Origin of the sequence: Streptomyces sp. M92 (genome assembly GCF_028473745.1) — a bacterium.
In the GTDB taxonomy this organism is placed as follows: Bacteria; Actinomycetota; Actinomycetes; order Streptomycetales; family Streptomycetaceae; genus Streptomyces.
Genome location: NZ_CP101137.1, coordinates 713,667 through 730,719, shown reverse-complemented (window position 1 = coordinate 730,719; position 17,053 = coordinate 713,667). Strand labels below are relative to the sequence as shown.

General features: G+C 73.1%; 14 protein-coding genes and 3 tRNA genes. 8 read left to right on the top strand and 9 right to left on the bottom strand.

The genetic code is table 11. The features are described from left to right. Positions 1-7: 7 nt before the first annotated feature. Complete coding sequence (locus M6G08_RS03335) at positions 8-694, bottom strand: SanA/YdcF family protein (RefSeq protein ID WP_272585690.1); 687 nt, start codon at positions 692-694, stop codon at positions 8-10. 167 nt (positions 695-861) lie between these two features. Here M6G08_RS03335 and M6G08_RS03330 point away from each other — a divergent pair, with 167 nt between their 5' ends. From M6G08_RS03330 to M6G08_RS03310, 5 genes are all read left to right on the top strand, one after another. Beyond that, positions 862-1,725: a sirohydrochlorin chelatase gene (locus tag M6G08_RS03330; RefSeq protein WP_272585689.1), complete on the top strand. Its 864-nt coding sequence runs from the start codon at positions 862-864 to the stop codon at positions 1,723-1,725. A 39-nt stretch (positions 1,726-1,764) separates the two neighbouring features. Next, entirely contained in the window at positions 1,765-3,039 is a 1,275-nt protein-coding gene (locus M6G08_RS03325; protein WP_272585688.1) for a deoxyguanosinetriphosphate triphosphohydrolase, read from the top strand. Positions 3,040-3,184: 145 nt separating this feature from the next. Continuing rightward, positions 3,185-4,450 carry an NAD(P)/FAD-dependent oxidoreductase gene (locus tag M6G08_RS03320; RefSeq protein ID WP_272585687.1) on the top strand — a complete coding sequence of 422 codons (1,266 nt, stop codon included), beginning with the start codon at positions 3,185-3,187 and terminating at the stop codon, positions 4,448-4,450. Positions 4,451-4,479: 29 nt separating this feature from the next. Then, complete coding sequence (dnaG, locus tag M6G08_RS03315; protein WP_272585685.1) at positions 4,480-6,423, top strand: DNA primase; 1,944 nt, start codon at positions 4,480-4,482, stop codon at positions 6,421-6,423. A 94-nt stretch (positions 6,424-6,517) separates the two neighbouring features. Next, complete coding sequence (locus M6G08_RS03310) at positions 6,518-7,777, top strand: RNA polymerase sigma factor (RefSeq protein WP_272585684.1); 1,260 nt, start codon at positions 6,518-6,520, stop codon at positions 7,775-7,777. A 35-nt stretch (positions 7,778-7,812) separates the two neighbouring features. Here the strand turns inward: M6G08_RS03310 and M6G08_RS03305 are convergent, their stop codons facing one another. The 5 genes from M6G08_RS03305 to M6G08_RS03285 form a co-directional block, all read right to left on the bottom strand. Next, positions 7,813-8,049, bottom strand: a complete 237-nt coding sequence (locus M6G08_RS03305) for a hypothetical protein (protein WP_272585683.1) — start codon at positions 8,047-8,049, stop codon at positions 7,813-7,815. Between the two features lie 34 nt (positions 8,050-8,083). Beyond that, positions 8,084-10,012 (bottom strand): ABC transporter ATP-binding protein, encoded by a 1,929-nt coding sequence (locus M6G08_RS03300; protein ID WP_272585682.1) that lies wholly within the window; start codon positions 10,010-10,012, stop codon positions 8,084-8,086. Further along, complete coding sequence (locus tag M6G08_RS03295) at positions 10,012-11,745, bottom strand: ABC transporter ATP-binding protein (protein ID WP_272585681.1); 1,734 nt, start codon at positions 11,743-11,745, stop codon at positions 10,012-10,014. Before M6G08_RS03295 ends, M6G08_RS03300 begins: the two co-directional genes overlap by 1 nt. Before the next feature lie 141 nt (positions 11,746-11,886). Then, positions 11,887-13,341: a xylulokinase gene (locus M6G08_RS03290; RefSeq protein ID WP_272585680.1), complete on the bottom strand. Its 1,455-nt coding sequence runs from the start codon at positions 13,339-13,341 to the stop codon at positions 11,887-11,889. Positions 13,342-13,396: 55 nt separating this feature from the next. Then, the gene (locus M6G08_RS03285) at positions 13,397-13,696 is read right to left on the bottom strand and encodes a YtxH domain-containing protein (RefSeq protein ID WP_272585679.1); all 300 of its coding nucleotides are present in this window, start codon (positions 13,694-13,696) and stop codon (positions 13,397-13,399) included. A gap of 150 nt (positions 13,697-13,846) precedes the next feature. Here M6G08_RS03285 and M6G08_RS03280 point away from each other — a divergent pair. The 3 genes from M6G08_RS03280 (at position 13,847) to M6G08_RS03270 (ending at position 14,259) form a co-directional block, all read left to right on the top strand. Then, positions 13,847-13,919 (top strand) — tRNA-Asn (locus tag M6G08_RS03280). 5 nt (positions 13,920-13,924) lie between these two features. Further along, a tRNA-Asn gene (locus tag M6G08_RS03275) sits at positions 13,925-13,997 on the top strand. 188 nt (positions 13,998-14,185) lie between these two features. Further along, positions 14,186-14,259: transfer RNA gene (locus tag M6G08_RS03270), tRNA-Ile, on the top strand. A 55-nt stretch (positions 14,260-14,314) separates the two neighbouring features. Here the strand turns inward: M6G08_RS03270 and M6G08_RS03265 are convergent. The 3 genes from M6G08_RS03265 to M6G08_RS03255 all read right to left on the bottom strand — a co-directional run bounded on the left by M6G08_RS03265 (position 14,315) and on the right by M6G08_RS03255 (position 17,019). Then, positions 14,315-14,458 carry a hypothetical protein gene (locus M6G08_RS03265; RefSeq protein WP_198941288.1) on the bottom strand — a complete coding sequence of 48 codons (144 nt, stop codon included), beginning with the start codon at positions 14,456-14,458 and terminating at the stop codon, positions 14,315-14,317. A 77-nt stretch (positions 14,459-14,535) separates the two neighbouring features. After that, entirely contained in the window at positions 14,536-15,204 is a 669-nt protein-coding gene (locus M6G08_RS03260; RefSeq protein ID WP_272585678.1) for an ANTAR domain-containing protein, read from the bottom strand. Positions 15,205-15,576: 372 nt separating this feature from the next. Continuing rightward, a complete protein-coding gene (locus M6G08_RS03255; protein ID WP_272585677.1) occupies positions 15,577-17,019 on the bottom strand; it encodes a sensor histidine kinase in 1,443 nt (480 codons plus the stop codon). Positions 17,020-17,053 lie beyond the last annotated feature (34 nt).

Below are 17,053 nucleotides of genomic sequence, written 5' to 3'. Positions count from 1 at the left end.
CCACGGTTCAGCGCGCACCGGCCAGGGCGCGCTCCACCCCGGGCTCCCTCGGCCCGAGGAAGTGCGGATCCGGCTCGAAGACCGCGTCCAGCGCCGCCTTGCCCGCCGCGAGGATCTCCCGCGCGCCCCCGTAGTACCAGGTGAGGTCGTGCCGGTCGTCGACCCCGACGCCGTACGACGCCACCCCCGCCTCCTGGCACAGGGCCACCGCCCGCCGGATGTGGAAGCCCTGGCTGATCAGCACGGCCCGGTCCACACCGAAGATCTTCTTCGCGCGGACGCAGGAGTCCCAGGTGTCGAAGCCCGCGTAGTCGCTGACGATCCGCCCGTCGGGCACCCCGTGCCGGACCAGGTACGCGCGCATGGCGTCCGGCTCGTCGTACTCCTCGCGGCTGTTGTCCCCGGTGACGAGCACCACCTCGACCCGGCCCGCGCGGTACAGCCCGGCCGCCGCGTCCAGCCGGTGCGCGAGGTACGGCGACGGCTCCCCGTCCCACAGCCCCGCGCCGAACACGACCGCGACGTCGGTACGGGGCACGTCGGCGGCGGTACGCAGCCGGTCACCCGTCACGACGTACAGCCATGTCATCGGCAGCAGCGCCAGCACACACCCGGCCACCACCGCCCGCACCAGCCGCCGCTGCCCCTTCCGGGTGCGCGGAAGGCGCGGTCTGCGAGGTCTCCAGCGGCGCATCGGTGTCGGTCCCCTCCCGGTCGGCACTCCCGACTCCAGGGACGTCCGGGCGCGCGGTCCGGTTCACCGCCCGCTCACACGCACCGCCCGGCACCGTGTGAACCGCCGGAAAACACCCGTGACATCCGCGCAACGGGGAGGCAACGTCCGGCCGCCACCCTCGACACATGACGGCGACGACACCGATGGGCAGGACCACCGGCACGGCGACCCCCGGCGGCACCCCCGCCCTGGTCGTCGTCGCCCACGGCAGCCGCGACCCGCGCGCCCTGAGCACCGTACGGGCGCTGCTCGACCGGGTCCGCGCCCTGCGCCCCGCCCTCCCGGTGCACCTCGGCCACATCGAGCTGAACGCCCCGCTCCTCCCCGACACCCTGGCCGCGCTCGGCCACCGCGAGGCGGTCCTCGTCCCCCTCCTCCTCAGCCGGGGCCACCACGTCAAACGGGACATCCCGGAGATGGCCGAAGCCTCCCCGGCCCACACTCGCGTGGCCGCCCCGCTCGGTCCGCACCCCCTCCTCGTGGACGCCCTGCACGACAACCTCCTGGAGGCCGGCTGGCCCCTCCACGCCCCGCGGGACGCAGCCGTCGTCCTCGCCGCGGCGGGCTCCCGCGACCCGGACTCCAGAACCGACACGGACCGCACGGCATCGCTCCTGTCCGCCCGCCTCGGCGTCCCGGTCCTCCCGGCGTACGCCTCGGCGGCGGCCCCGACGGTGCCGCAGGCCGTACGCACGCTGACCGCCCGCGGCTACCGCGACGTCGCCGTCGCCTCGTACTTCACGGCCCCGGGCCGCTTCGCGACGGAGTCCACGACAGCCGCCCCGTGGATCGCGTCGGCCCCCCTGGGCACCCACCCGGCAATGGCCCACCTCCTCCTCCACCGCTACGACCAGGTACTCGAAGAAGACGGTGACAACAACGCACCTGAAGGGGCGCGGGGCTGTATCGATTGCGGCTCCGCCGCGCGGGCGCGACCAGCCACAACCGGACCCGCGCTCGCCCGACAACCTCACCCGGCACACGCATAGGCGACCCACCTGTCACACCTTCCGCTTAATGTTCATGGCATGGAAGGCACAGGCACCCCACCCCCGTACGACCCCACATCAGTGGCCCGCTACGCCCCCGAGCCCGACAAGCGCCCCGGCCGCACCGCCTTCCAGCGTGATCGCGCCCGCATCCTGCACTCCGCCGCCCTGCGCCGCCTCGCCGGAAAGACGCAGGTCGTCGCGCCGGGCGAGGGCAACCCCATGTGGGACGCCAGCCCCCGCACCCGCCTCACCCACTCCCTGGAATGCGCCCAGGTGGGCCGCGAGCTCGGCGCCGCCCTCGGCTGCGATGCCGACCTCGTCGAGGCCGCCTGCCTCGCCCACGACCTGGGCCACCCGCCCTTCGGCCACAACGGCGAACAGGCGCTGAACGACTTCGCCGAGGACTGCGGCGGCTTCGAGGGCAACGCCCAGTCGCTGCGGCTCCTCACCCGCATCGAGCCCAAACGGTTCACCGACGTCGGCTCCGTCGGCCTCAACCTCACCCGCGCCACCCTCGACGCCGCCACCAAGTACCCGTGGCCCCGGGGCGCCCATCCCACCGACCCGGCGTCCCCCAAGTTCGGCGTCTACGACGACGACCGGCCCGTCTTCGCGTGGCTCCGCGAGGACGCCCCCGGCGCCCGCACCTGCTTCGAGGCGCAGGTCATGGACTGGGCCGACGACGTGGCGTACTCCGTGCACGACGTCGAGGACGGCCTGCACGCCGGCCACATCGACCCGAACTGCCTGCTCGCCGACCCCGAGCGGGAGACGGTCTTCGCCGCGGCCGTCGGGCGGTACGTCCCGGACGGCACCGACCACGCCGAACTCGCCGCCGCCCTCGACCGCCTCCTCGCCCAGGACTGGTGGCCGCACGGCTACGACGGCTCGGCCGTCGCCCAGGCCCGGCTGAAGGACGCCACCAGCCAGCTCATCGGCCGGTTCTGCCTCGCCGCCGAGTCCGCCACCCGGGCCGCGTACGGGGGCGGGCGGCTCACCCGGTACACCGCCGAACTGGTGGTCCCCCGCGCCACCCGCATGGAGTGCGCCGTCCTCAAGGCGGTCGCCTTCCGGTACGTCATGCAGCGCACCGAGCAGGAGCGGCTCCGCGCCGACCAGCGCGTCGTCGTCGCCGAGCTGGCCGAGGCGCTCACCGCCCGCGCCCCGGACGGACTCGACCCGCAGTTCCGCGCGCTGTTCGACACGGCCGCCGACGACCGCGCCCGCAAACGGGTGATCGTCGACCAGATCGCCTCCCTCACCGACGCCTCGGCGCGCTCGCTTCACGCCCGCCTGACGGGGCATCCATGAGACTGACGGGACGGGAGTGACCCGACAGGCCGGACGGCGCCGGAAACAGCGTCCCCCGTGGCCTGATCGGGTCACTCCCTCTTCCCGCGCCACGCCACGTGCGGGACGCTCGCATGTGGCGGCACCCTGACGAGGAGGCAGACAAGTGGTCGACGCGGATCAGACATTCGTCATCGTCGGAGGCGGCCTGGCCGGCGCGAAGGCGGCCGAGACACTCCGCACGGAGGGCTTCAGCGGCCGGGTGATCCTCGTCTCGGACGAACGCGACCACCCCTACGAGCGCCCGCCGCTGTCCAAGGGCTTCCTCCTCGGCAAGGAGGAACGCGACAGCGTCTTCGTCCACGAGCCCGCCTGGTACGCCCAGCACGACATCGAGCTGCACCTCGGCCAGACCGTCGTCGCGATCGACCGCGCCGCGAAGACCGTCCACTACGGCGACGACGGCACCCACGTCAGGTACGACAAGCTGCTCCTCGCGACCGGCGCCGAGCCCCGCCGCCTCGACGTCCCCGGCACCGGCCTCGCGGGCGTCCACCACCTGCGCCGCCTCGCCCACGCCGAACGCCTCAAGGGCGTCCTCGCCTCCCTCGGCCGGGACAACGGCCACCTCGTGATCGCCGGCGCCGGCTGGATCGGCCTGGAGGTCGCGGCGGCGGCCCGCGAGTACGGGGCGGAGGTGACGGTCGTGGAGCCCGGACCGACCCCGCTGCACGGCGTCCTCGGCCCCGAGCTGGGCTCCGTCTTCGCCGAACTGCACGAGGCGCACGGCGTCCGCTTCCGCTTCGGGGTGCGGCTCACCGAGATCGTCGGCCAGGACGGCATGGTGCTGGCCGCCCGCACCGACGACGGCGAGGAGCACCCCGCGCACGACGTGCTCGCCGCGATCGGCGCCGCCCCGCGCACCGCGCTGGCCCAGGCGGCGGGCCTGGAGATCGCCGACCGCGCGGCCGGCGGCGGCATCGTCGTCGACGCGGACCTGCGCACCTCCGACCCCGACATCCACGCCGCCGGTGACGTCGCCTCCTTCCACCACGCCCTCTTCGGCACCCGCCTGCGGGTCGAGCACTGGGCGGGCGCCCTGAACGGCGGCCCGGCGGCCGCCCGCGCGATGCTCGGCAGGGGGCCGGCCCACGACCGCGTGCCCTACTTCTTCACCGACCAGTACGACCTGGGCATGGAGTACTCCGGCTGGGCGCCGCCCGGCTCCTACGACCAGGTGGTGATCCGCGGGGACGCGGCCAAGCGCGAGTTCATCGCCTTCTGGGTGAAGGACGGCCGGGTGCTGGCCGGGATGAACGTCAACGTGTGGGACGTCACGGAGCCGATCCAGCAGCTGATCCGCTCGAAGGCGCAGGTGAACGCGGAGGCGCTGGCCGACCCGCACGTCGCTCTGGACAGCCTCGTCCCGTGACTGTCGGACCGCCCCCGTAGAATTCACGCGTGGCAGGACGGATCAACGACGAGGACGTGAAGGCGGTACGGGACGCGGTCCCGATCGACGCCGTCGTCTCGGAGTACCTCCAGCTACGCAACGCGGGCGGCGGCAATCTGAAGGGCCTGTGCCCGTTCCACGACGAGAAGTCCCCGTCCTTCCAGGTCAGCCCGAGCAAGGGTCTCTTCCACTGCTTCGGCTGCCAGGAGGGCGGCGACACCATCACGTTCGTGATGAAGGTCGACCACCTCACCTTCTCGGAGGCCGTCGAGCGCCTGGCCGGCCAGGCCGGCATCACCCTGCGTTACGAGGAGGGCGGGTACAACCCGACCCACCAGCGCGGCGAACGCATCCGCCTGGTCGAGGCCCACAAGATCGCCGCCCAGTGGTACGCGGAGCAGCTGGCGAGCAGCCCCGAGGCGGACACCGGCCGCGCCTTCCTCGCCGAGCGCGGCTTCGACCAGGCCGCCGCCGAGCACTTCTCCGTCGGCTACAGCCCCCAGGGCTGGGACCACCTCACCCGCTTCCTGCGCGGCAAGGGCTTCAGCGACAAGGAGCTGCTGCTCTCCGGGCTCTCCCAGGAGGGCCGCCGCGGCCCCATCGACCGCTTCCGCGGCCGGCTGATGTGGCCCATCCGCGACATCGGCGGCGACGTCGTCGGCTTCGGCGCCCGCAAGCTCTACGAGGCGGACAACGGCCCGAAGTACCTGAACACCCCCGAGACCCCGATCTACCGCAAGTCCCAGGTGCTGTACGGCATCGACCTGGCGAAGAAGGACATCGCGAAGGCCTCCCGCGCGGTCGTCGTCGAGGGCTACACCGACGTCATGGCCTGCCACCTGGCCGGGGTGACGACCGCCATCGCGACCTGCGGCACCGCCTTCGGCGGCGACCACATCAAGATCCTGCGCCGCCTGCTGATGGACAACGGCTCGGCCCGCGTGATCTTCACCTTCGACGGCGACGCGGCCGGCCAGAAGGCGGCCCTGCGCGCCTTCGAGGACGACCAGAAGTTCGCCGCCGAGACCTACATCGCCATCGCCCCCGACGGCATGGACCCCTGCGACCTGCGTCTGGCCAAGGGCGACGAGGCGGTCGCCGACCTGGTGGAGCCGCGCACCCCGCTCTTCGAGTTCGCGCTCCGCCAGATCGTGGGCCGCTACGACCTGGATACCCCGGCCGGCCGCGCCGCGGCCCTGGACGAGGCCGCCCCGGTCGTCGCCCGGATCAAGAACAGCGGCGCCCAGCACGAGGTCGCCGTGCAGCTCGCCGGCATGCTCGGCATCCTCGACACCCAGTTCGTGGTCAAGCGGATCGCCCAGCTCGCCCGCTGGGCCCGCGACCGGGGCGGCAAGGGCCCCGCAGGCCCCGACCGGGGACAGCAGCACGGCAACGGCGGTGGCCCGCGGGCGTACGCGTCCGCCGCCGCCCCGGGCCCCCGCGGCGGCGGCCCGGCCCTCAACCTCCGCAACCCCGTCTTCGCCACCGAACGCGAACTGCTCAAGCTCGCCCTCCAGCGCCCCGAGCTGGTCTCCCCGGCCTTCGACGCGTACGGCGTGGACGAGTTCACCGCCGCGCCCTACGCCGCCGTGCGCCAGGCGATCCTGGAGGCGGGCGGCGCCGAGTTCGGCGTCCAGGACCCGCAGGACTACCTGGTCCGCGTCCGCGACGCGGCCCCGGACGACACCGTCCGCGCGACGGTCACCGAGCTGGCCGTCGAGGCGATCATGCTGCACCGGGGCGTCAAGGACGTCGACGAGGTCTACGCGGGCGCCCAGCTGGTGACCGTCCGCCGCCGCGCCGTCGAACGCCGCATCCGCGAGATCACGGGCCGCCTCACCCGGCTCACCGGCCACGGCGACCCCGCCGAACTGGCCGCCGTGCAGAACGAGCTCTGGGTCCTCCAGCAGTACGACCAGACCCTGCGCGAACACGGCGCCGCCGCGCTCTGAACGCCCCCGGGTAACCGTCCGGTCACGCCCCGGACGCAAAAAGTCACCGCACGCCCCTCGTGGCGGCGATGTGTCTTACCCCACACTGGGGGCGGTGCCTGAGTCCTCGGAGCGCGGCCGGGTCCCCACGATCCCCGCGGTTCCGTCCAACGCGTGCGGGGCGGACAGCGGCGTGCGAGCCGGCTCCGTCCCGAAGTACCGCCGCCGGCCGCCGCCGGCCGCGTCCATCCTGGAGGTCGCCCCCGTGCAGACCCAGACCCTCACCCAGACCGACACCAGTACCGACGGCGCGGAGCCGGACCCGGCCGGCGGCGTCCTCGTCGCGATGCCGCCGCAGCCCCGCGCCGTGCACCACCCCGACGACCGGCCCGTCGAGGACGACGCGGCCGCGGACGCCGTCGTCTCCGTCGAACCGCCGCCGCCCACCCGCACGGAGAGCGGCGGGCCCTCCTCCGACCTGTTCCGCCAGTACCTGCGGGAGATCGGCCGGATCCCGCTGCTCAGCGCCGCCGAGGAGGTCGACCTCGCCCGACGGGTGGAGGCCGGGCTGTTCGCCGAGGAGAAGCTGCGGCTCACCCCCGACCTGGACAGCCGGCTCGCCCTGGACCTCGACCGGCTCGTCGTCATGGGGCGCCTGGCCAAGCGCCGCCTGATCGAGGCGAACCTGCGGCTCGTGGTGTCGGTGGCCAAGCGGTACGTCGGACGCGGACTGACCATGCTGGACCTGGTCCAGGAGGGGAACCTCGGGCTGATCCGGGCCGTGGAGAAGTTCGACTACGCCCGCGGCTTCAAGTTCTCCACCTACGCCACCTGGTGGATCCGCCAGGCCATGTCGCGGGCGCTGGCCGACCAGGCGCGCACCATCCGCGTCCCCGTGCACGTCGTGGAACTGATCAACCGGGTGGTCCGCGTCCAGCGCCGCATGCTCCAGGAACGCGGTTACGAGCCGACGCCGCAGGAGGTCGCCGCCCACCTGGACCTGGCCCCCGAGCGGGTCGGCGAGGTGCTGCGCCTCGCCCAGGAGCCGGTCTCGCTGCACGCCCCGGTGGGGGAGGAGGACGACGTCGCCCTCGGCGACCTCATCGAGGACGGCGACGCCGCCAGCCCCGTCGAGTCCGCCGCGTTCCTGCTGCTGCGCCAGCACCTGGAGGCGGTGCTCTCCACCCTCGGCGAACGCGAGCGCAAGGTCGTCCAGCTCCGGTACGGCCTGGTCGACGGCCGGCCCCGCACGCTGGAGGAGATAGGCCGCATCTTCGGGGTCACCCGCGAGCGGATCCGCCAGATCGAGTCCAAGACGCTCAACAAGCTGCGGGACCACGCCTACGCGGACCAGCTGCGCGGGTACCTCGACTGAGGCGGGTACCTCGGCCGGGACCGGTGGCGGTCCGGTCAGGCGTCGCCCGGGCCCGCCGCCTCCCGCCGTTTCCCGGCGTCGACACCGGCACCGACCGCCACGCCGCCCGCGATCCCGAGCGCGACGCCCAGCCCCAGGTTGCCGCTCAGCTGCCCGAGGCTGAGGCCCAGCGCCACACCGATCGGCAGCCACAGCGCCAGTCCCGCGCCCGCCCGATACCCGGTGCCGTCGCCCGTCCCGTCCGTACCCGCGGCCTTGCTGTCGTCCGCCATCGTCCTGTTCCCCCTCGTGTCCGTGGCCGCGCGGTCAGTCGACCTCGGCGACCGCCTGCGCGAACTGCGCCGCGTACAGGCGCGCGTACCCGCCGCCGGCCGCCAGCAGTTCGCCGTGCGTGCCCTGCTCGATGATGGACCCATTCTCCATCACCAAGATCACGTCGGCGTCGCGGATCGTCGACAGCCGGTGCGCGATGACGAAGGACGTCCGCCCGTGCGCCAGCTTGGCCATCGCCTTCTGGATCAGCACCTCGGTACGGGTGTCCACGGAACTCGTCGCCTCGTCCAGCACCAGGATCACCGGGTCGGACAGGAACGCCCGCGCGATCGTGATCAGCTGCTTCTCGCCCGCGCTCACCCCCGTGCCCTCGTCGTCGATCACCGTGTCGTAGCCGTCGGGCAGCGTCCGCACGAACCGGTCGGCGTGCGCGGCCCGCGCCGCCTCCTCGATCTCCCCGCGCGTCACCTTCCGCGACGCCCCGTACGCGATGTTCTCCGCGATGGTCCCGCCGAACAGCCAGGTGTCCTGGAGCACCATGCCGATGCCGGAGCGCAGCTCGTCCCGGGACATCTTGGCGATGTCCACGCCGTCCAGGGTGATCCGGCCGCCGGAGACCTCGTAGAACCGCATCAGCAGGTTGACCAGGGTGGTCTTGCCGGCGCCAGTGGGGCCGACGATGGCGACCGTGTGACCCGGCTCCACCTTCAGCGACAGGTCCTCGATCAGCGGCTTCTCGGGGTCGTAGCGGAACGACACGTGCTCCAGCTCCACCCGCCCGCGCAGATCCTCCGGCCGCACACCCGGGATCGGGTCCGCCGACTGCTCCTCGGCGTCCAGCAGCTCGAAGACCCGCTCCGCCGACGCCACGCCCGACTGCACCAGGTTCGCCATCGACGCGACCTGCGTCAGCGGCATCGAGAACTGCCGGGAGTACTGGATGAAGGCCTGCACGTCACCGATGGAGAGGGAACCCGAGGCCACCCGCAGTCCGCCCACCACCGCGACCAGCACGTAGTTCAGGTTGGACACGAACATCATCAGCGGCTGCATGATCCCGCTGTTGAACTGCGCCTTGAACCCGGCCTCGTACAGCGCCTCGTTCTGCTCGGCGAACTGCTTCGCCGACTCCTCCTGGCGCCCGAACACCTTCACCAGCGTGTGCCCGGTGTACATCTCCTCGATGTGCGCGTTCAGCGCGCCCGTCGAGCGCCACTGCCGCACGAACTGCGGCTGCGACCGCTTGCCCACCCGCGTGGCCACCACGAACGACAGCGGCACCGTCACCAGCGCCACCAGGGCCAGGATCCAGGAGACGTAGAACATCATCGCCAGCACGCCGATGATCGTCAGCAGCGAGTTGATGAGCTGCCCCATCGACTGCTGCAGCGTCTGCTGGATGTTGTCGATGTCGTTCGTCGCCCGGCTCAGCACCTCGCCCCGCTGCCGCTTGTCGAAGTACGACAGCGGCAGCCGCGACAGCTTCGTCTGCACGTCCTCGCGCAGCCGGAACATGGTGCGGTTCACCGCCCGGTTCACCAGCCGCGTCGCCACCGCCATCAGCAGCCCCGCCGCGCCGAACACCGCCAGCGCCAGCAGCAGCACCTCGCCCACCGCGCCGAAGTCGATGCCCTGGCCCGGCGTGAAGTCCGTGGAGCGGAGCATGTCGGCGACGTTGCCCTCACCGCGCTCCCGCATCGACTCCAGGACCTGTTCCTTCGTGGGCCCGGACGGCATGTCCCGCCCGACGATGCCGGCGAAGACCAGGTCGGTGGCCCGGCCGAGGATCTTCGGCCCGACCACGCTGAGGCCGACGCTGACGACCACGCACGCCAGCAGCGTGAACAGGGTCGCCCGCTCCGGCCGGAACTGGGCGATCAGCCGCTTGCCCGACCCCTTGAAGTCCATCGAACGCTGGTCGGGGCCGCCCCCGGCCATCATGCGACCCGCAGGCCCCGCCATCAGGCAGCCTCCGCTTCCGTGAGCTGGGAGAGCACGATCTCCCGGTAGGTCTCGTTGTCCGCCATCAGCTCGTGGTGCCGGCCCTCGCCGACCACCCGCCCCTCGTCCAGCACGATGATCCGGTCCGCGTCCCTGATGGTCGCCACCCGCTGCGCCACGATCACCACGGTCGCCTCGGCCGTCTCCCGGCCCAGCTCGGCCCGCAGCGCCGCGTCGGTCGCGTAGTCGAGGGCGGAGAAGGAGTCGTCGAAGAGGTAGATCTCCGGTCGCTGCACCAGCGTGCGGGCGATGGCGAGCCGCTGCCGCTGACCGCCCGACACGTTGGTGCCGCCCTGGGAGACCGGCGCGTCCAGCCCGCCGTCCAGCGCGGAGACGAACTCCCTGGCCTGCGCCACCTCCAGCGCGTGCCACAGCTCCTCGTCGGTGGCGTCCGGATTGCCGTACCGCAGGTTGGTCGCGACCGTCCCCGCGAAGAGGTACGGCTTCTGCGGCACCAGTCCCACGACCCTGGCCAGCACCTTCGGATCGAGGGTCCGTACGTCCACCCCGTCGACCAGCACCTCGCCCTCCGTGGCGTCGACCAGCCGCGGGACCAGGCTGAGCAGGGTGGACTTGCCGCTGCCGGTCGAGCCGATGACGGCGGTCGTCTCGCCCGGCCGCGCCACCAGCCCGATGTTCCTGAGCACCGGCTCCTCGGCCCCCGGGAAGCGGAAACCGGCCCCCCGGACCTCCAGGTGCCCGTGCCGCCGCAGCTCGGTGACCGGCGCCGACGGCGGGACCACACTGCTTCGGGTGCCCAGCACCTCCTGGATGCGCTCGGCGCACACCTCCGCGCGCGGCACCATCATGAACATGAAGGTGGCCATCATCACGGACATGACGATCTGCATCAGATAGGCGAGGAACGCGGTGAGGTCGCCGATCTGCATCCCGCCGCTCTCGATCCGGTGCGCGCCGAACCACACCACCGCGATCGACGACAGGTTCACCACCGTCATGACCACCGGGAACATCAGCGCCAGCAGGTTGCCCGTGCCGAGGGACACCTCGGTGAGGTCGGCGTTGGCCTTCCGGAACCGCTGCTGCTCGTACTCGTCGCGCACGAAGGCCCGGATGACGCGGTTGCCGGTGATCTGCTCGCGCAGCACCCGGTTCACCGTGTCGAGGCGCTCCTGCATCGCCCGGAACAGCGGGCGCAGCCTGCGCACGATCAGCGTGACGCAGACCGCCAGCACCGGCACGACCCCGACCAGCACCCCGGACAGCGGCACGTCCAGACCGAGGGCCATCACGATGCCGCCCACGCACATGATCGGCGCCGACACCATCAGCGTGAAGGTCATCAGGGCCAGCATCTGGACCTGCTGCACGTCGTTGGTGGTCCGGGTGATCAGCGAGGGCGCGCCGAAGCCGCCGACCTCGCGGGCCGAGAAGGACTGCACCCGGTCGAAGACGGCACCGCGCACGTCCCGGCCGAGCGCGGCGGCGGTGCGGGCACCGAAGTAGACGGCACCGACGTTGCCGACCACCTGCACCAGCGAGATGGCGATCATGAGGGCGCCGTAGCCCAGGATGTAGCCGGTGTCGCCCTTGACGACGCCGTTGTCGATGATGTCCGCGTTCAGCGTCGGCAGGTAGAGGCTGGCGCAGGTCTGCACGAACTGCAGCGCCACCAGCAGGGTGATGGGTTTCCGGTAGGGCCGCAGATAGGCCCGCAGGAGTCGTATGAGCACGCTGGGTCTCTCGGAGTCGGCGACGGGGCCGGTTGGTTGCCCCTGGCCCCTATCGTCGGACACTCCACCCGCGTTACCTCAACCGAATTAACCCAAGAGCGCGGCAAATTCCGGCCTACGAGCGGTACCGGGCCCTCCGGTTCACCCGTGCAGTGCCCCCGGGTGCGTCTGCTCCCGCACCGACACGAACTGCTGCCGCACCGCCTGCCCCACGGCCAGCTCCTCGCCCGGCTCCAGCACCTGGGCCACCGCGCCCTGCCAGAGAGGGGGAGTGCGCGGGTCCAGCGTGCCCTGGGACACACCCAGCGCCCAGGCCGCCTGCCGGGCCGAGCCGAGCGCGGCGTAGTCGGCGGGCTGCGGCACGACGACCTGCGTGCCGAACAGCATGGGCGCCGCCGCCTGCACCGCCGGCAGCTCGGCCGCCGCGCCCAGCAGGAAGACCCGCCGCACGTCCACGCCCCGGCCGCGCAGCACGTCCAGGGCGTCCGCGAGGCCGCACAGCATCCCCTCGAACGCCGCCCGCGCCAGGTGCTCCGGCCTCATCGACTCGCGCCTGAGCCCCGCCAGCGTCCCGGCCGTGTGCGGCAGGTTCGGGGTGCGCTCGCCCTCCAGATAGGGCAGCAGCACCAGCCCGTGCGCGCCCGGCGTCGACTTCATCGCCAGCTCGGACAGGCTCTCCAGATCCGCCGCGCCGAGCAGTTCGGCGGTGCCGCGCAGGGTCCGTACGGCGTTCAGGGTGGTGACGACGGGCAGGTGCATGCCGGTGGCGTCCGCCAGGGCGGTGATCATCCCGGACTGGTCGACGAGCGGCTCGGTGTGCACGGCCATCACGGACCCGGAGGCCCCCAGCGACACCACCGCGTCGCCCAGCCCGATGCCGAGCCCGAAGGCGGCGGCCTGGGTCTCGCCGGTCCCGGCGGAGATCAGCAGCCCCTCCGGCGTCGTACCGGCCGCGTCGGCGGGGCCGATCACCTCCGGCAGCACCGCCTGGTGCCCGAGCGCCAGCTCGACCAGGTCGGGCCGGTACCCGCCGGTCGCCGCCGACCAGTACCCGGTGCCGGACGCCCCGCCCCGGTCGGTGGTGCGCCGGGCCGGCCGCCCGAGCAGCTGCCACACCAGCCAGTCGTGGGCCTGGAGCAGGGCCGCGGTCCGCGCGGCGGCCTCCGGCTCGCTCCGCGCCAGCCAGCGCAGTTTCGTCACCGCCTGCGCGGCCTGCGGGACACAGCCCACGGCCTGCGCCCACGCCTCGCGCCCGCCGAAGGCGTCGATCAGGTCGGCCGCCGCCACCTGCGAGCGCTTGTCACCGCCCACCATGGCCGGGCGCACCGTGTTGCCCTGGGCGTCCAGCGGCACGACCGAGTTCGCCTGCGCGGACACGCCGATGGCCTGCACGCCCTCCAGCAGCCCGCCGCCGGCCGCCTCGCCCAGGGACAGCAGCCAGGCCTGCGGATCGACGTCGGCGGGCCGGCCCCCGCCCTCGGGGCTCTCCACCGGATGAGGCGCGTAGCCCTGCCGCAGCACGGAACCGGTGTCCGAGTCACAGACGACGATACGAGTGAAATCGGGCGAACTGTCCAACCCGGCGACTATCCCCATGCCCGAAATTCTGCCGTACCGGGAGAGGTGTCCGTACCCGGTGGGGGCACGGGCGTCAGGTGTTGCTGGTGCCCCAGTCGTCCGGGCCGCTGCCGTTGCGCTCGCGCAGCGACCGCACCCGCTGGGCCACCGAGTCGGGCATCCGGTCCCCGACCCGGTCGCTCACCACGTGGTACGCCTTGTCGGCGAACTGCCTGCCCTGCTGCGCCGCGGACTCGGCGGTGTTGCGCACGGCCGGGTTCTGCGCGACCTGCCGGGCGGACCTCCGCAACTGCTCGTAACGTTCCCGCCCGGCCTTCGTGCCCAGCACGTAACCCACGGCGAGTCCGACGACGAACGTGACCCTGTAACGCATGGCGGCCACCCTTCCCTTGCTCTGGCTCCGAGGTGCCGGGGAGTACCGATTGGCGGAGCACCCCCCTGCTTGCGCTAATGTATGTGTCGCAGCGAGCGCGCGCCCCCTGGCGAATACCCAGGCCGACGCGTTCGATGCGACACGAGACCTTCCTCGGTAGCTCAATTGGCAGAGCAGCCGGCTGTTAACCGGCAGGTTACTGGTTCGAGTCCAGTCCGGGGAGCTCGGTCCTCCGTAGCTCAATTGGCAGAGCAGCCGGCTGTTAACCGGCAGGTTACTGGTTCGAGTCCAGTCGGGGGAGCATGGTGAACGAGGACCCCGCCGGGGTCCTTTTTCATGTCCTTCTCCATGTCCGGGAACCGCGCGGCACGCTGCGGAGTCCTCAAGGTCATGAAGGCGCCGCGGTAGCCGACCAGCCGAGGCAGGAGATCGTATGAGCGGCTATGCTGCGGCAGACGGCGCGCACAGATGTACGCGACACGCCGCTATGGGGCGGTAGCTCAGCCGGTTAGAGCAGCGGACTCATAATCCGTCGGCCGTGGGTTCGAGTCCCACCCGCCCCACTCCGCGCCACCTCTGCAGAAACCTTTTCTGGTCGGACGGTGGCGGCGCGTCGGCCTATCCGGCCGGCCTGGTCTCCGTGGCGTCCTCGTCGTCCCGCTCACCCTCCGCCTGGGACGGTGTGGTGTGCGGCACGTCCGGGACGTCGTCCCGTTCGTCGTCGCGTTCGCCCTCGGCCTGGGACGGGGTCGGCTCGCTCATCGTGGTCCCTCCTCCTGCCGGACGGAATCGCGGGCCGAGTACCCGCCCGTACCGCCCCCACCACACGGGACGTGGTTTCAGCGGCGCAGCCGGGCCAGCGCCGTCCGCAGGGCCGCGCGCACCCGCGGGGGCGGCGGCGGGCCGTCGCTCTCGGCACCGGCGGTGACCGCCGCGGCCACGGTGCGCAGCTTGGTGTTGGACAGCTGCGAGGCCTCCCGCAGGATGTGCCACGCCTCGTCCGAGGTGCAGGCGTGCAGCGCCATGAGGACGCCCCGGGCCTGGTCGATGACCGGGCGGGAGGCGATCGCCCGGCGCAGCTGCTCCACCTCCTCCTGGAGGACGTGCAGCCGTTCGGCGGGAGGCGCGGGGGGTTCGGTCGCGGGCTCGGTCCGGTGGGCCGGGGCGCGCAGGGGGTCGGCGGGGTCCAGTCCGGCCAGGTCCAGGACGCGCAGCGGCTGCCCGTGCCAGTTCGTGGCCGTCGCCGGCACCGCCTGCCGGTTGCTGTAGCCGCCGAGCAGGTCCAGGAACTGGAGCCCGGCCGTGTCCATGAACACCACGTCGCCCATGTCCAGGTCGACCCGGCCGATGTCGCCCGGCAGCGTGGCCAGCGCCTCGGCGAGGATGTCCGCGCAGCCGTGGACGAGTTCTCCCCGTGGCAGGAGCAGGGCCCGGCCGGCGTGCACCCGGCCGTCGATGACCAGGGTGGCCGGCCTCCCCGCCAGACGTGGTGGTGCCCCTGAGGTCATGTCACCGCCTTGTCCGTCCATGTCGATCCCCGGCAGACGTTCGCAACGCCACACAGCCCCCGTCGGTGCACCTGCCCGCCGGGCGGGGGACTACACCCGGGCGCGGGGAGTGACCGGCCCACGGGTGGGTAGCGGCGCCTCCCTCGCACTGGCGCGCGGTTCCGTTCTCGCCGTTCACCGGGTGCTCACCGGATGCCTTCGAGGAGGGCCCGGCAATCACGCGCCCTCCCCGAGGGTCAGGAACTCCGCCCGTGTGATGCCGGTCCGGGCTGGCCCCGACCCGGCGGGCGCTGATCGTGCAGGAGCGGGCGGACCCCTGGTCCCGGCCGACGTGGGCCAAAAATCCCCGTCCTCCAGGGCGGGGGAGGGATGTCAAAGCGGCGACCACCAGGTGACGGTCGTTCCCTCGCCGTCGCCCCCGGGCCCCGCGCCGTCGTCGGAGACCGTAAGCCGGACGCCGCCAGGGCCGTCCCGGCCGTCCGGCGGGGCGGCGGTCGTGCCGACGGCGACCTCGACGCGGGTCACGTCCGTCCGGTCGGCCGCGTCGGCCAGGGCCCGGCGCAGCGCCGTGAGCAGACGGTCCCCGACCGCGTCCGGTACGCGGGTGTCGACGGCGCCGGTGAAGTGCGTGGACGGGGGGAAGCCGAGCCGGGCGGCGGCGGACGCCGTCTCCCGCAGCACCCGGCCGCGCAGCCCGGTGGGCGGGCCGGCCGGGGGCTGCCGCAGCGCCAGGATGGTCGTACGGACCTCCTGGATGGTGGACCGCAGCTCGTCCACCGCCCGGCCGAGGACGTCCCGGACGTCGTCCGCGCCCGGCCGCCGCTGCGTGGACTCCAGCATCAGGCCGGTGGCGAACAGCCGTTGCACCACCAGGTCGTGCAGGTCCCGGGCGATGCGGTCCCGGTCCTCGTAGACGGCGAGACGCTCCCGGCCGCGCCGGGCGCCGGCGAGGACCAGGGCGAGCGCGGCCTGCGAGGCGAACTGCGTCGCGAGCAGCCGTTCGACGGCGGTGTACGGGCTCTCGCCGCGGCGGCGGGGCAGGGCGAGGGTGCCGATCAGCCGGCCGTCCGCCCGCAGGGGCAGCATCATGCTGGGCCCGAAGCGGTGCCGCACGTGCGTCGTCATGCGCGGGTCGGTCGCCGAGTCGGCGACGAAGACGGGCTCCCCGCCCAGGAGTTGGTCCAGGACCGGGCTGCCCGGTGCGATCGTCGCGCCGACGATGCCGTCCGGGTCCCCGGGCGCCGAGGCGGTCACGATCTCCATGCCGCCCTCGGCGGTCGGCTGAAGGATCACTCCGGCACTGGCGTCGGCGAGCAGCCGGGCGCGTTCGGCGACCGTCGTCAGCGCGTCGTCCGCGCCGTCCTCGGTGAGCAGCGCGTTGGTGACGGCCGCCGCGCCCTCGATCCAGCGCTCGCGCTGCCGGGCCGCCTCGTACAGGCGGGCGTTGCCGATCGCGATGCCGGCCTGCGTGGCCAGGAGGCGCAGCAGCTGCTCGTCCTCGGCCGTGAACGGTTCCCCGCCGGGCCGTCCGGCCAGCCGCAGCTCGCCGAACTCCTCGTCGTGCACGTGGATCGGCATCCGGAGCCGGGGCGCCTGGTCGCGCTCGCCGGGCCGGCCCGGGGTGCGGATCCCGGTCAGGCCGTCCCGGGCGGGGTCGGTGGTGGTCAGCGCCGCCGAGGTGGCGCCGGTCAGCTCGGCGGCGCCGTCCACGATGTGCTGCAGCGTGCCGCGCAGGCCGAGGTCGGTGCCGACCTCCAGGACCGCTTCGAGCAGCCGGGTCAGCCGGGTCAGCCGGGGCGCGGGCTGGGTGCTCATCGGTCCGGTCTCGTCGGTCTCTGCGGTTCCCGGC